This is a genomic window from Streptomyces sp. NPDC050610, from assembly GCF_040654875.1.
Taxonomy (GTDB): domain Bacteria; phylum Actinomycetota; class Actinomycetes; order Streptomycetales; family Streptomycetaceae; genus Streptomyces.
On record NZ_JBFAIV010000001.1, the window covers coordinates 411,102 to 425,388 of the forward strand.

General features: G+C 70.6%; 14 protein-coding genes and 1 riboswitch. Of the genes, 6 read left to right on the forward strand and 8 right to left on the reverse strand.

Features of this window, described 5'->3' with window-relative positions:
- Positions 1 to 269 precede the first annotated feature (269 nt).
- Positions 270 to 1,415: a cystathionine gamma-lyase gene (locus AB0I22_RS01905; RefSeq protein ID WP_363128620.1), complete on the reverse strand. Its 1,146-nt coding sequence runs from the start codon at positions 1,413 to 1,415 to the stop codon at positions 270 to 272.
- 281 nt (positions 1,416 to 1,696) lie between these two features.
- Entirely contained in the window at positions 1,697 to 2,077 is a 381-nt protein-coding gene (locus AB0I22_RS01910) for a phage holin family protein (protein ID WP_363128621.1), read from the reverse strand.
- A gap of 62 nt (positions 2,078 to 2,139) precedes the next feature.
- Here AB0I22_RS01910 and AB0I22_RS01915 point away from each other — a divergent pair, with 62 nt between their 5' ends.
- From AB0I22_RS01915 to AB0I22_RS01930, 4 genes are all read left to right on the forward strand, one after another.
- Positions 2,140 to 2,457: a cupin domain-containing protein gene (locus tag AB0I22_RS01915; RefSeq protein WP_363128622.1), complete on the forward strand. Its 318-nt coding sequence runs from the start codon at positions 2,140 to 2,142 to the stop codon at positions 2,455 to 2,457.
- A gap of 195 nt (positions 2,458 to 2,652) precedes the next feature.
- Complete coding sequence (locus tag AB0I22_RS01920) at positions 2,653 to 2,871, forward strand: DUF5326 family protein (RefSeq protein WP_363128623.1); 219 nt, start codon at positions 2,653 to 2,655, stop codon at positions 2,869 to 2,871.
- 334 nt (positions 2,872 to 3,205) lie between these two features.
- A complete protein-coding gene (locus AB0I22_RS01925; RefSeq protein WP_363128624.1) occupies positions 3,206 to 3,931 on the forward strand; it encodes a helix-turn-helix domain-containing protein in 726 nt (241 codons plus the stop codon).
- Between the two features lie 103 nt (positions 3,932 to 4,034).
- A complete protein-coding gene (locus AB0I22_RS01930) occupies positions 4,035 to 4,481 on the forward strand; it encodes an SsgA family sporulation/cell division regulator (protein ID WP_030882293.1) in 447 nt (148 codons plus the stop codon).
- Here AB0I22_RS01930 and AB0I22_RS01935 read toward each other — a convergent pair.
- The 3 genes from AB0I22_RS01935 to AB0I22_RS01945 all read right to left on the reverse strand — a co-directional run bounded on the left by AB0I22_RS01935 (position 4,478) and on the right by AB0I22_RS01945 (position 7,898).
- Positions 4,478 to 6,052: an SPFH domain-containing protein gene (locus AB0I22_RS01935; protein WP_363128625.1), complete on the reverse strand. Its 1,575-nt coding sequence runs from the start codon at positions 6,050 to 6,052 to the stop codon at positions 4,478 to 4,480. The genes AB0I22_RS01930 and AB0I22_RS01935 overlap by 4 nt on opposite strands.
- A gap of 112 nt (positions 6,053 to 6,164) precedes the next feature.
- Complete coding sequence (locus AB0I22_RS01940) at positions 6,165 to 6,365, reverse strand: hypothetical protein (RefSeq protein WP_363128626.1); 201 nt, start codon at positions 6,363 to 6,365, stop codon at positions 6,165 to 6,167.
- Between the two features lie 75 nt (positions 6,366 to 6,440).
- The gene (locus AB0I22_RS01945; RefSeq protein WP_363128627.1) at positions 6,441 to 7,898 is read right to left on the reverse strand and encodes a YibE/F family protein; all 1,458 of its coding nucleotides are present in this window, start codon (positions 7,896 to 7,898) and stop codon (positions 6,441 to 6,443) included.
- A 61-nt stretch (positions 7,899 to 7,959) separates the two neighbouring features.
- A riboswitch (TPP riboswitch) is annotated at positions 7,960 to 8,098 on the forward strand.
- On the opposite strand from AB0I22_RS01945, the gene thiC reads away from it, so the two are divergent.
- On the forward strand, positions 8,092 to 9,897 hold the full coding sequence (thiC, locus tag AB0I22_RS01950; RefSeq protein ID WP_363128628.1) for a phosphomethylpyrimidine synthase ThiC: 1,806 nt from the start codon (positions 8,092 to 8,094) through the stop codon (positions 9,895 to 9,897). (Overlaps the previous riboswitch by 7 nt.)
- A gap of 190 nt (positions 9,898 to 10,087) precedes the next feature.
- Here the strand turns inward: thiC and AB0I22_RS01955 are convergent, their stop codons facing one another.
- Positions 10,088 to 10,678, reverse strand: coding sequence for a TetR/AcrR family transcriptional regulator (locus tag AB0I22_RS01955; RefSeq protein ID WP_363128629.1), 591 nt, complete (start codon positions 10,676 to 10,678; stop codon positions 10,088 to 10,090).
- A gap of 99 nt (positions 10,679 to 10,777) precedes the next feature.
- Here AB0I22_RS01955 and AB0I22_RS01960 point away from each other — a divergent pair, with 99 nt between their 5' ends.
- Positions 10,778 to 11,998, forward strand: coding sequence for an alpha/beta fold hydrolase (locus AB0I22_RS01960; RefSeq protein WP_363128630.1), 1,221 nt, complete (start codon positions 10,778 to 10,780; stop codon positions 11,996 to 11,998).
- Between the two features lie 125 nt (positions 11,999 to 12,123).
- Here the strand turns inward: AB0I22_RS01960 and AB0I22_RS01965 are convergent, their stop codons facing one another.
- Together AB0I22_RS01965 and AB0I22_RS01970 are read right to left on the reverse strand one after the other, a co-directional pair.
- Positions 12,124 to 13,017 carry a hypothetical protein gene (locus AB0I22_RS01965; RefSeq protein ID WP_363128631.1) on the reverse strand — a complete coding sequence of 298 codons (894 nt, stop codon included), beginning with the start codon at positions 13,015 to 13,017 and terminating at the stop codon, positions 12,124 to 12,126.
- A gap of 183 nt (positions 13,018 to 13,200) precedes the next feature.
- A complete protein-coding gene (locus AB0I22_RS01970) occupies positions 13,201 to 14,283 on the reverse strand; it encodes a metallophosphoesterase (RefSeq protein WP_363128709.1) in 1,083 nt (360 codons plus the stop codon).
- Positions 14,284 to 14,287 lie beyond the last annotated feature (4 nt).

The window sequence follows — 14,287 nt, forward strand, 5'->3', positions numbered from 1 at the left end:
GACGCTGAGTCAACTAGCCTTGTGCGCGCGGTTCAACACGCGTTGAACCGGGGCGGCTCAAGCCACGAGGGGGGAGGCTTGAGCCGTCCGCCGTGCGTAGGCCGCGCTGGGCCCGGCCATCAGACGCCCGCCTTTCGGACCCTCGCCCGCCAGCCGCCCCGCCCGCGAGACGCCCACCTGCCAGGGACCCACCTGTCAGCCGCCCGCCGGTCAGGCACTCGCCCGCCAGCCGCCCGCCGGTCAGGCACCCGCCCGTCAGACGCTCGCCGTCAGACGCCCGTCCGTCCCGCGGCCTTGTCCAGGGCCCGCAGTACGTCGGCGACCAGGTCGGCCGGGTCCTCCACGCCGACGGAGAAGCGGATGAACCCCTCCGGCACCGCGTCGCCGCCCCACCGCGCGCGCCGCTCGGCGCTCGACCGTACGCTGCCGAAGCTCGTCGCGTCGTCGACCAGCCGCAGCGCGCCCAGGAAGCGGTCCGCGTGGGCCTTGTCGGGCAGGGCGAAGGAGACCACGCACCCGAACCGCCCCCCGAGCATCTGCGCGCTCGCGGTCTCGTGCGCGGGGTCCGAGGGCAGTCCGGGGTGGCGCAGTCCGCTGATCTCGTCCCTGGTCAACAGCGCCTCGGCGAGCGCGAGCGCACCCTGCGCCTGGCGGTCGACGCGCAACTGGAGGGTGGCCAGCGAGCGGTGGGCGAGCCAGGTCTCCATGGGGCCGGGGATCGCGCCGACGGTCTTGCGCCAGGCGCGCACCCCGGCCGCGAGGCGGGGGTCGCGGGTGGTGACGCAGCCGAGCAGGACGTCGCCGTGGCCGGTGAGCGCCTTGGTCGCGCTGGCGACCGAGAAGTCCGCGCCGAGGTCGAGGGGGCGTTGGCCGAGCGGGGTGGCGAGGGTGTTGTCGACGGCGACGAGCGCGCCCCGCGCGTGCGCGGCGTCGGCGAGGCGGCGGATGTCGCACACGTCGAGGCCGGGGTTGGAGGGGGTCTCGATCCACAGCAGCGCGGCCCCGTCGAGCTGGGCGAGCTGTCCCTCGTCGCGGGTGGGGGCCGTACGGACCTCGACGCCGATCCCGGTCAGCCGTTCGCGGGTGGGGATGAGGAGGTTGTAGCCGTCGTCGGGGAGCACGACCGCGTCGCCGGGCCGCAGTTGGGACATCAGTACGGACGAGATGGCGCCCATTCCGGAGGCGAAGGCGACGGTCTCGGCGGGCGGCGCGTCGGGGCCGGGCGACTCCAGCTCCGCGATGGCCCGCTCCAGCAGGGTCCAGGTGGGGTTGGTGTCGCGGCCGTACGTGTACGGGCCGCCGCCGTCGCCGGGCAGGTGGTAGTGGGCGGCGAAGACCGGACCGGGCAGGGTCGGTTCGTTCGCCGCCGGCTCGGGCAGTCCCGCTCGTACGGCCCGTGTGCCGTCGCCTGTCATGCGCTCTCCTTGCTCAGAGAAGTCCGCGTCGAGAGATTCCGCGTCGGGGAAGTCTGTGTGGGGGACGTTCGTGTCCGGGAAGTCCGTGTCCGGGAAGTCCGCGCTGAGGAAATTCGCGTTGGGGAAGTCCGTTTGTCGGAACGGTCCGCGTCCAGGGTGTCCAGGACATCCAGGGCGTCCGCGAAGTGTGTGACGTGTGCGAAGTGGGGCCTGCCTGAGGCGCGAAGGCGACGGGACGCTCCTGCGTCCCGTCGCCTTCGGCCGTCGTGCGGGTATCGCCGTCAGTCATTGTCGTCCGGCAGGATCATGTGCATCGCCCAGGCCACAATCGAGATGATCACCCCGCCGAGCAGGGCCGACCAGAACCCGTCGACGTGGAAGGACAGGTCGAACTTGCCCGCCAGCCACGAGGTGAGCAGCAGCATCAGGGCGTTGATCACCAAGGTGATCAGACCCAGCGTGAGGATGAAGAGCGGGAACGACAGCACCTTCACGATCGGTTTGACGACGAAGTTCACCACGCCGAAGAGCAGCGCCACGAGGATGAGCGTGAACGCCTTGCGGGTGGTGTTCTCACCGGACAGGGTGATGCCTTTGAGCAGCCAGATGGCGACTGCCAGTGCGGCCGCGTTGGCGATCGTCTTGACTACGAAATTCTTCATGGTGAGATCGTTGCAGACGGGATCGGCCCGGGAAGGGTCGGCACAGCAAGGGGTGGACAAGCATGAAGGCGTTCCGGCTGGATGAGCTGGAGGCGGAGCGTGCCGCCAACGACGGCGCGTATCTGCAGTTTCTTCGCGAACGGAACATGTCGGTCGGGCTCTACGCCCTGGCCGCGGGCGAGGCCGACCCGCAGAGCCCGCACGACCAGGACGAGGTGTACCTGGTGCTGAGCGGGCGGGCGTCGATCACGGTGGGCGCCGAGACGACGCAGGTCGCGCGGGGCAGCGTGGTCTACGTGCCGGCCGGGGTGACGCACAGGTTCCACCACATCGCCGAGGACCTGAGGGTGATGGTGGTCTTCTCTCCGCCTGAGAGCTGACCTGCGCTGCTGCCTCCCCGTAGGGGTTCGGTCAGGGGAGGACGGGGGCCGCGGGGCCCCCGTCGGCGGGCCCCGCCGCCTAGCATCGGAGGTGCAAGGGGAGACCCGCCGAGAATGCGTGATCGACGCGACCGACGTGACCGATGCGATCGTTGCGAGCGACGCGACCGATGCGAATGGAAAGCAGGGGACGAAATGGCCGAGAAGGGGATATTCGGAGGGCTGCCGGGATGGGTGAAGTGGATCGCCGTGCCGCTCCTCGTCCTACTGGTGTTCGGCAGCCTGATCATGAGCGTGCTCGGCTTCGTCGTCAGCCTGCTCTTCAAGGCCCTGCTGCTCGTCGCGCTCGTCGGCGGACTCATCTACGTGGTAAGGAAGTTCACCTCTTCGTCCTCGTCGCACAGCGACTGGTAGGCGCTCGCCGGGCGCTCGGAGGCGGCCTGCCCCGCCGCCCTCCGGGGTAGCCCGGCTGAGGGACACCCCCCGTCAAACATCAACCTGAAGGCGTTACTCCGGTTAGAGTGCGAATCGCTGACGCCTTCCTTGTGGCGGTGGCTCGGGCGGGCCGGTCGACCCACGGTCCGGCCGCGGCGCCGGCATCGCTCGTGAATTCTTACGGCCCCTGGGCGGCGCAGTAGCGGCGGGGGCGGCCCCCGCAGGCGGGTACGCCACCCGTCGGCACGCCTGGGGGTGAGCGTTGACGACTGCGAATATCAGGGCTTCCTCCCAGCCGACTCTGATCGGATCGGTGCAGCGTGCGCTGCGTCTTCTGGAAGCCGTGGGCGCGCACCGGGACGGTGCGCCTGCCAAGCAGCTCGCCCGTGAGGCCGGCCTGCCGCTGCCCACCGCCTACCACCTGCTCCGCACGCTGACCCACGAGGGATATCTGCGCCGCGAGAACGGCGTCTTCCTCTACGGCGACGCCGCGATGAGCCTCGGCGGTGTGGGCGGCCGCGAGGAGCGGCGCGCCGGAATCTCCGACACGCTGGCCGAGATCGGCGAAGAACTGGGCGTCGCCCTCTACTTCGCGGCGTACCGCGAGGGCGAGGTCGACGTCCTGGCCGTCGCGGACGGCCCCGCGTTCCCGGCCGTACAGGAGTGGGCGGACTTCGGCGAGACCGCGCATGCCCATGCTCTGGGACAGTGCCTCCTCGCCCAGCTGGGTGAGGAGGAGCGCGGCGACTACCTCGCCCGGCACCCCGTGCGGCCCCTCACCCCGTACTCCGCGCGCGACCAGGCTGACCTGCTGCGCAGGCTGGAGCACCGGCACCGCCTGCAACCCGTGTTCGAACGGCAGGAGTACGCGCTGGGGACGGTCTGCGGGGCCTTCCCCATAGTCGCGGGGACCGCCGTGGCGACAATGGCGGTCTCCCTTCCGGCGAATCGGGTGGAACAACTCCGTCCTGTGGTCGAGTCGTTACGCTCCAGAGTCGGTGAGCTCGTAAGCTCACTCTCGTTCTCTATCAGTATCTGAAAAATCACTCCTTGTGATCCGTTAGTCGTTGTCAGACGATGGCGTCAATAGGGCCATGAGGATTCAATCCCGGCCAAATCCGACGAACGCGGGGCATAGGGCTATGCGCGACACGGTTCAGGCAGAAGTGACCATGACCTTTCTCGTCTCCGAGGAGCTTGCTTTCCGTATCCCGGTGGAACTCACGTACGACAGCAACGACCCGTACGCGATCACGTTCACCTTCCATCTCCCCGGCGACGCGCCCGTAACCTGGGCCTTCGCCAGAGAACTACTGCTCGACGGGCTGAGCCAGCCCTCCGGCGAGGGCGACGTGCACATCGCGCCGGCCTCCTCCGAACACCTCTCCGACGTCTTCATCCGGCTGCAAGTCGGCGGTGAACGGGCCCTGTTCCGGGCCGGCGCCGCCCCCCTCGTGGCCTTCCTCGACCGCACCGACCGCATCGCCCCGCTCGGCGAGGAGCGATCGGTCGCCGACCTCGAATGCGACCTCACCACCGCGCTCGACCGCATCCTCGCCGGCAACACCGAGGGCCAGAACGCCGGTTAGCGGCCGGACTCCCCGCCCTCCTCCCGGATCGGCACACGCTCGGTACGCGGGGACGCGCCGTGAGGCGCGGCCGCCGACTCCCCGCCCCCCGAGCGGGCCGCCGGACTGCCCGCGGGAGGAACACGGCCGCTCGCGGCGCCGTTCAAACCCTCGGCCGACCCCTCGGCCGACCCCTGCGCCGAGCCCATCGACGCGAGCAACTGGCGGGCCAGCCCCAGGCCCGTACCGCCCATGGTGAGCGCCTTCGCGAACATGTCGGACATCCCGTCCGCGCCGTTGAGCAGCACCATGTGATCGACGCTCCCGAACGCCCCGGCGCCCGCCTGGACGATCTCGGGCCACTTCTCGGCGAGTTGCTGCGCGACGACCGCCTCCTGGTTCTCCGCGAGCGCGGCCGCCCGCGCCTTGATGGCCTCCGCCTCGGCCAGGCCCCGCGCCCGCGCCGACTCGGCCGCCGCAAGCCCCTTGGCCTGCGCCGCAGCGGCCTCGGCCTCACCGGTCGCCCGGGTCGCCGCCGCCGTGGCGGTGCCGCGCGCCTTCGTCGCCTCGGCCTCCGCCACCGCCGCCGTCTTGACCCGGTTCGCCTCGGCCACCGCCGCCAGCTCCGTCTCCCGCGCCTTCGCCTCGGCCCCCGAGATACGGGCGTCCCGCTCCGCCTCGGCCAGCGTCCGCTTCTCGTACGCGGAGGCGTCCGCCGGCTTGCGCACATCCGCCTGGAGCATCTGCTCGCGGCGCTGCGCCTCCAGCTCCGCCACCCGGGTCTCCTGGACCACGACCTCCTGCTGAGCGGCGGCCTCCGCCAGCGGGCCCGCCTGCCGGGCCTTGGCGCCCGCGCTGTCCCGCTCGGCCTGATAGCCGGCCTGGAGGATCTCGCTGTCGCGGGTCGCCTGCGCCATCCGGGCCGACGCCTGCTGCTCGGCCTCGGTGGCCAGCCGGTCCGCCTCGGCCTGGGCGATCCGCGCGTCCCGGTGCACGGCCGCCGCGTGCGGCGCGGAGAGATTCTTGATGTAACCGGTCGGGTCCTGGATCTCGTGGATCTGCAACGAGTCGATGATCAGACCGAGCTTCTCCATCTCGGTCCCCGAAGCGGCCCGCGTCTCGCCCGTCAGCCGCTCCCGGTCCCGGATCATGTTCTCGACCGTCAACCCGCCGACGATCGACCGGAGATGGCCGGCGAAGACGTTGTGCACCCGCTCGCCCATGAACTTCTGCTGGTCCAGGAAGCGGCGCGCCGCGTTCGCGATCGACACGAAGTCGTCGCCCACCTTGAAGATCACCACGCCGTGCACGCGCAGCGGAATGCCCTGCTGGGTCACGCAATCCACGTTCAGCTCGGCCTCGTTGAGGTCGAGCGACAGCTTCCGCACCACCTGGACACCCGGCATCACCAGCGTCCCGCGCCCGGTGACGATCCGGAAGCCCATGCCCTCCTCAAGGCCCTCGGTGCGGTGTTTGGAGCCGGAGATGACGAGCGCCTCGTTCGGCTCGGCGACCCGCCACATGAGTTTGAAGAGACCGATAAGAACGACGAATGCGACGACGACGATCCCCGCCACGATGCCGAACAGCATGTGCTCACGCCCCCTCTGCCGGGCCCCAGAAGGGGTCCGCGTTCAAAAAAGTCTGCTCCCGCCCAGGACTTCGGTGAAGGCACAGGCGCATCCTTGGTGCGCTTTTGATACATCACCCATAGGCGGCCATGACGTAGACCGTGCGCGGCGGTTGATACTCCACGACCAGCACCACCGTGCCCCGCTCCAGCCGCTCGCCCGGCTCCACCGCGTACGCGAGGAACGCCTCGGCGCCGCCGCGCACCCGCACCATCACCTCGCCGACCAGCCCCGGCCCGACCGTCCCCGTCACCCTGCCCCGCTCACCGATCACCGGCAGCTCCCCGATCGCCGGGTACGGCGGCCACGGCCGCTCCCCCGGTCCCCCTGCTGTGCGCGACCCCTCCGGTCACTTGGCGCGGCGTCGCCTGCCGCCCCTCGCCGCGGACCTCCCCCCGGTCTTCGTCCCGGCCCTCACCCCAGTACTCGTATTGTGCCGGTCGGCACTGACAACGAGCGCTGCCAGCGCCGTGGTCACCGGAACCGAGGCCACCAGCCCGATGGAGCCGACCAGGGTCCGTACGATCTCCTCCGAGACGATCTCGCTGGTCGCGACCGCCCCCACCCCGCTGTCCGCGATCGAGAACAGCAGCAGCAACGGCAGCGAAGCACCCGCGTACGCCAGTACCAGCGTGTTGACGACGGACGCGATGTGGTCCCGGCCGATGCGCATCCCGGCCCCGTACAGCTTGCGCCAACTCGCCTGCGGGTCGGCTTCCTTCAGCTCCCACACCGCGGACGTCTGGGTCACCGTCACATCGTCCAGCACGCCCAGCGAGCCGATGATGACCCCGGCCAGCAGCAGTCCGCGGATCTCGATGTGCGGATACAGGCCGTGTACCAGGCCCGTCTGGTCGTCGGTGTTGCCCGTCAGGTGCGCCCAGCCGATGAACACCGAGCCGAGCAGCCCGATGACCATCAGGGACAGCAGGGTGCCGAGCACCGCCACGGACGTACGGGCCGTCAGGCCGTGGCACATATAGAGCGCGATCAGCATGATCGCGCTGCCGCCCACCACCGCGACGAGCAGCGGGTTCGACCCTTGCAGGATCGCGGGCAGGATGAACAGCGTCAGCACCCCGAAGCTGATGGCCAGCGCTACGAGCGCGAAGAGGCCGCGCAGCCGTCCGACGACCACGACGGCGATCGCGAAGACCGCGCCGAGCAGCGCCATCGGCAGTGTGCGGTCCACGTCGGTGACGGAGTACTGGAGGTCCTTCGGGGCCTTCGGCGCGTACGCGAGGACGACCTTCTGACCCACCGAGTAGCGGCGCGAGGCGCTCGGCTGGACGATCTCGGTGAAGGACCGGCCCTTGTCCTTGCCGGAGGTGACTTCCAGGGTGGCTTTCTCGCACTCTTTGCCGGCTCCGGCTCCGGCTCCGGCTCCGGTCGCATCGTTCGGAGGTTGCTGACCGCTTCCGGAGCCCTGCCCTCCGTTTTGTCCGCCTCCGCCGCCGGACGAGGGGGCCTGCGGCTGCGCCCCCACGGCCGCGCAGCTCACCTCCTCGACCTTCACCACCCGGCCCGATTCCGTCTGCTGGTCGAACCCCAGCCCGCTGTGCTGATGCGGCGGCGCCCCTCCGGGCCACAGCACCACGAGCCCGGCCACCACGGCGACGGCGAACGGGATGAGCACGGCCGCGATGACCTTGCGCAGCTGACGGGAGACGGGGGCGGCGGGCCCGTGGCTGTGCGCGTGCGAGTGGCCATGGGCTAGCCGCGGCGCGCGGGCCGTCTGGTGCGCGGGGTCCTGCTCGTGTGCGGGGTCCTGCTCGTGCGCGGGAGGACCGGGCTGGGTGCGAGTCACGGCCCGATCATCGCAAGGCCCCCTGGCCGCCGGGGGCGGCGAACCGTTAGCGTAGTGACACCTTTGCAATCGCGGGAGCTCGGAGCACCGGGCTGAGAGGGCGCTGATCTCCGTACGGGACGTACGTACGGAAGCCGCTGCGTCGACCGCCGAACCTGTTACCGGGTAATGCCGGCGTAGGGAGTTGGGTCTTATGACCTCGCAGCAGGATGCACGCACGCCCGAAACCAGCGGCACAGCGGCGGCCAATGGCTCCGCGGAGCTCGGCTGGCACAAGGACCACGTGACCGGAACGCGGCCGGACCTGCGGGTCCCGGTCCGCCGGGTGCACCTCACCAACGGCCGGGACGTGCGGCTGTACGACACGTCCGGCCCGTACACCGACCCGGCCGTCGAGACGGACGTCCGGCGCGGCCTCGCGCCGGTCCGGGAGAACTGGATCATCGGCCGCGGCGACACCGAGGAGTACGCCGGGCGCCCGCTGCGCCCGGAGGACGACGGCCTCAAGCACACCACCCCGCGCGGCGGCCTCAAGAACCTCGACGCGGTCTTCCCGGGCCGCCCGCGCCAGCCCCGCCGGGGCCACGGCGGACGGGCCGTCACACAGCTCGCGTACGCCAGGCGCGGCGAGATCACGGCCGAGATGGAGTACGTCGCGATCCGCGAGAACGTGGCCCCCGAGACCGTACGGGAGGAGATCGCGGCGGGCCGGGCCGTACTGCCGGCCAATGTGAACCACCCGGAGATCGAGCCGATGATCATCGGCAAGAAGTTCCTGGTGAAGGTCAACGCCAACATCGGCAACTCCGCTGTCACCTCCTCCATCGAGGAGGAGGTCGAGAAGATGACCTGGGCGACCCGCTGGGGCGCCGACACGGTCATGGACCTCTCCACCGGCCGCAACATCCACACCACGCGCGAGTGGGTGCTGCGCAACTCGCCCGTGCCGATCGGCACCGTGCCGCTCTACCAGGCGCTGGAGAAGGTCGACGGCAAGGCCGAGGAGCTGACCTGGGAGATCTACAAGGACACGGTCGTCGAACAGGCCGAGCAGGGCGTGGACTACATGACGGTCCACGCGGGCGTACTCCTGCGGTACGTGCCGCTGACCGCGCGCCGCAAGACCGGCATCGTCTCGCGCGGCGGTTCGATCATGGCCGCGTGGTGCCTGGCCCACCACAAGGAGTCGTTCCTCTACGAGAACTTCGAGGAGCTGTGCTCGATCCTCGCCTCGTACGACGTCACGTACTCGCTCGGGGACGGGCTGCGCCCCGGCTGTATCGCGGACGCCAACGACGAGGCGCAGTTCGCGGAGTTGCGTACGCTCGGCGAGCTGAACTCCATCGCCAAGCGGCACGGCGTACAGACCATGATCGAGGGCCCGGGGCACGTCCCGATGCACAAGATCAAGGAGAACATCGACCTCCAGCAGGAGATCTGCGAGGAGGCCCCGTTCTACACGCTCGGCCCGCTGACCACGGACGTCGCCCCCGCCTACGACCACATCACCTCGGGCATCGGCGCGGCGATGATCGCCTGGTGGGGCACGGCGATGCTCTGCTACGTGACCCCCAAGGAGCACCTCGGGCTGCCGGACCGGGACGACGTCAAGACCGGCGTGATCACGTACAAGATCGCCGCCCACGCGGCGGACCTGGCCAAGGGGCACCCCGGCGCCCAGGAATGGGACGACGCGCTCTCCGACGCCCGGTTCGAGTTCCGCTGGGAGGACCAGTTCAACCTGGCCCTCGACCCGGACACGGCGCGGGAGTTCCACGACCAGACCCTCCCGGCCGAGCCGGCGAAGACCGCGCACTTCTGCTCCATGTGCGGCCCGAAGTTCTGCTCGATGAAGATCTCCCAGGACATCCGCCGTGAACACGGCGGGGACCTGTCGATCGACTCCGAGGCCGAGGCTGACGCCGAGGCCGGAATGGCGGAGAAGTCCAGGGAGTTCGCGGCGGCGGGCAACCGCGTGTATCTGCCGATCGCGGACTGACGCGCCGCCCCGCCCACCGAAGCGCCGGAGGCGGTACGACCGTACGAACCGGGCCCGAAGCCGCAACTCGCCCTTGCGACTTCGGGCCCTTCGGCATGACGTGCCTACGTGCCTACGTGCCTACGTGCCTACGTGCCTACGTGCCGAGGACGTCTGCCCCGCCTGGCCACGGCTTCACGGCCGCCCAGTCTCACGTCCCCTTCGGCAGCCGGAGGAGCAGGTGGTCGACCAGGTCGTCGACGTAGTCGGGGCTGAGGTCGGTGAGGCCGAAGAGGACGCGGACGTACATCGGGGCCAGGATGTGGTCGACCACCTCCATGGACCGCGGCGCGGGTTCGCCGCGGGCGTGGGCCCGGTCGAGCATGGCGTCCATCTGGCGCTGGCGCTCCAGGAGGAGGTTGTTGCGCGCCTGCTCGCCGTCCTGGCCGGCCGCGGAGAGGGACACGACCAGGCGGAGCACCGCCAGGCCGTCGGGGCCGGTGATGTCGCGGGCCACGTGGGACGCGTAGGCGTGCAGGTCGCCTCTGAGGCTGCCCGTGTCGGGGATCGGTGACTGGGTGGTCAGCCAGGAGATCGCCACGTCCGTGGTCAGGGCTTCGAGGTTGCCCCAGCGGCGGTAGACGCTGGTGTCGGCGACGCCGGCGCGGGCCGCGACCTCGCCGACGGTGAAGCCGCCGTATCCGCGTTCGCTGACCAGCGACATGACGGCCTGGTGCACCGCCGTGCGGACGCGGGCGCTGCGGCCGCCGGGGCGGCGGGCCCGCTCTTGCTCTTCCTTCATGGCCCCATTCTAGCCAAACGCAGTCAGCGCTTGCGTTTGTGCTCGCCATGGGTCTAACGTCGTGGTTAACGCAGTCGCCACCAACTTTTAGGAGGGGCCATGAAGCCCGTCTTCTTCCCGGAGAACAGCCAGTTCTGGTTCGAGACGCTGCGCGTTTTCGGGCACAGCGCCTACGGGGGCGGCGACTTCGGCGAGGCAGCGGTCGTCGCCGAGCGCATCACCCCCGGTGACTACGACAGCTGGCACGACGAGTGGTTCGCCATGGGAGAGCGCGTGGCGGAGGTCGCCCGCAAGGCGAAGGACGGCGGGCACCGGGTCAGCGCCCGCGATGCCTTCCTGCGGGCCTCGAACTACTACCGCAGCGCCGAGTTCTTCCTGCACGGCAACCCCGACGACCCCCGCATCCTGCGGGCCTACGACGCGTCGGTCGCCTGCTTCCGCGAGGCCGCCGCCCTGTTCACCCCGCCCATCGAGCTGGTCGAGATCCCGTACGAGGACACCGTCCTGCCCGGATACTTCTACCGGCCCGACGACTCGGGCGCCGTCCGGCCGACCGTGCTCATGTTCAACGGGTTCGACGGCACGGCCGAGGAGATGCACTTCGGCGGCGGCGCCGCGGCCGTCGAGCGCGGCTACAACGTCCTGACCTTCGACGGGCCGGGGCAGCCGGGCACCCGCCACCACCACGGCATGGTGTTCCGCCCCGACTGGGAAGCGGTCGTCGGCCCGGTCATCGACTACGCCCTCACCCGCCCCGAGGTGGACCCGGACCGTATCGCGCTGTTCGGCAACAGCATGGGCGGGATGCTCGGGCCGCGCGCCGCCGCCTTCGAGCACCGCATCGCCGCCGTCATCGCCTTCGACGGCATCTACGACCTGGCCTCGGCCGTGGCCGAAGCCTTCCCCGGCGACCGCGCCGAGATCGCACGACTGCTGCGCGCCGACCACGCCCCCGAGGTCGACGCCGGCCTGGAGCAGGCCATGGCCGCCAGCCCGAAGATGCGGTGGGCCATGGAACAGGGCATGTACGTCATGGGCGCCGACACCCCGCGCAAGTTCGCCGCCACCTTCCTCGACTACAACCTGCGCGACGGCGTGGCCGAGAAGATCACCTGCCCCGTCCTGGTCTGCTCCGGAACCACCGACGTGTTCTTCGAGGGCCAGCCGGAGGAGCTCTTCGAGCACCTGACCGGTCCGAAGACATTCCTTGAGTTCACCCCTGAACTGGGCGCCGACGCCCACTGCCAGGCCGGCGGCCAGCGGCTCGCCTACGCGCAGGTCTACGACTGGCTGGACGACACCCTGGGGCACCGCGGCTGACGCGTGCCGCCGGTACGTACGTACCAGCGAACATGCGGCGTCGTCCGGCCCGGGCGGTGGGCCGGACGACGCCGGATGTTCCTCAGGTCCGGTGGGCCGGCCCCGTTCGGGCCGGCCTTTCGGCGCTACTCGGGCCGGTGGTCCGGGCCTCCGTAGTCCGGGCTGGTGAAGTCCGGGCTGGAGAACCGGGGCCGGGAGACATGCTCATTGTTGGCGTCCGGGCTGGAGAAGCCCGGACGGGAGTAGCCGAGGTGGGGTGTCCGGTGGACCCCCGAAGCCCTCGGCACGGACGTCGGCTGCGGCCGCGGCTCCGGCGGACCCGCGTCGGCGAGCGCTTCGCGCAGGAAAGGCAGTACGCCGCGGTGCAGCAGCGCCTGCCGCCAGGCTTCCCTGGCCTGCGCCACCGCCTCCGCCCGCTTGCCCGCCACGCGCCCCTCGCGGCCCGAGGGCCCGTTGTTGCGCAGGGCGGTCAGCAGCATGGCGCCCATGGCGACGAGGACCCCGGCGGCGGTGAGACCGCCGAACCACCAGCCGATGGTGATCATCGGGCCCGCGACGGAGGCGTCGGAGCTGACCGTGCGCAGGACATATCCGATGACGAGGAAAAGCAGGGCCGCGATGCCCGCCAGGACCGGGGCGAGCACGGCGAGCACCGCTCCCGCTCCCGCTCCGGCCTCGGCGGCCTCGCTCATGGCGGTGGCGATCCCGACGGCGGCCGCATGGTCGTCGCCCTGGTCACCGCCGCCGCTACCGCCCCCGACCGGCTGAGGCCGGGCGACGCTCGCGGGCGCGCGCAGTTCGTCACGCGCCTGTACATAGTTCTGGTACTCGGCTGCCGCGCATGCCGAAATAGCGGCCACGGCGCCCAACGCCATGGTGCGCAGCTGTTCACTGTTGAGCCGCCGGCCTAGGGCGGCCAGTTCCGGGTCATGGTCTGCGGTACGCAGCGCCTCGTCGAGGACTCGCTCGAACTCCGGGCGATCCTCGGTCAGCAGGTGCGGAGCGCTGTTCATGTGCATCCCCCGATGCTCCGTAGGGCCTTGTAGCCGGCCTACACCGGGCAGTTGGGCGGAAACGGAGGAGAGCCTGCTACGGATAAGGCCGATGGTAGAGCCGTTCTGGCACGGGGTGACAGTCTGTTTCCCGAATTCCCCCCGCGCGGTGGAAATTCCTACCTGCCCCTACCCCTGCCCAATGAATCCTCAGACAGACAGAGGAAGTTGAACCACCAGTAGCTTTCCGGCCATCGTGACGCCGCCGTCCATCGCGACCGCCAGGCCGTCGGCGTACACATGGGGACCGTCCACGGCCGCCGCGCCGTTGTCCTCGCCGTCCTCGGATCCTACCTCGCCGAGGAGGTACGGGATCGGGCTGTGGCCGTGTACGACACGGGTGCCGCCGAAGGTGTCCAGCAGTTCCCGGGCGGCCATCGGCCCCGCTTCGTCGCGGAACGCGAAGCGCTTGGTGAATTTCCGGAACAGGTCCCAGCATTCGTCGGCGTCGCTGCGCTGCAGCGCCTCGGTGATGGCGTCGTTGACGGCCTCGATCGAGTCGCCGTAGTCGAGATAGGCGGTGGTGTCGGAGTGCACCAGCAGATGGCCGTCCTCCTCGGCCATCGCGTCGAGCCGGGCCATCCACTGCAGGTGGTGGTCCTGGAGGCGCTCCATGTCGGTGCGCTGGCCGCCGTTGATGAGCCAGGCGGCCTGGAAGGAGGCGGTGCCCGCGCCGGAGTTGACGGGGGTGTCGTAGAACCGCTTGGCGCCGAGGAGGAGGAGCTCGTGGTTGCCCATGAGCGCCTTGCAGTAGCCGCCGGCCGCCGCGGCCTCCGCGGAGAGCCGCATGACGAGGTCGATCACGCCGATGCCGTCCGGGCCGCGGTCGGTGAAGTCGCCGAGGAACCAGAGACGGGCGTTGCCGGCGGCCCAGTTGCCGTCGGCGTCGATCAGCCCCTGGGCGGCGAGCGCCTCGTGGAGTTCGTCGAGGTAGCCGTGGACGTCGCCGACGACGTACAGGGGGCCCGGCCCGTTCGGGGGGAGGGGGGCCTCGGGGTCGGCGAGCGGGGTGAGCTCGACGGTGGGCACGTCCGGGTTCGCGCCGATGACCGGCAGGTCCCGCTCGGTGGGCGTGTAGCCGGGCGGCATCGCCTCCGCGCCGCCCGGTGCGGGTGGTGCGGGGGGATTCTCGTGTGGCTCGGACTGCGCGTACGCAGGGAAGGGCGGAAGTGCCGCCGTGGTCCGTGCCGTGGGTCCCAGACCGGCCCCCTGAGTCATCGACCCCTCCACCATCGCG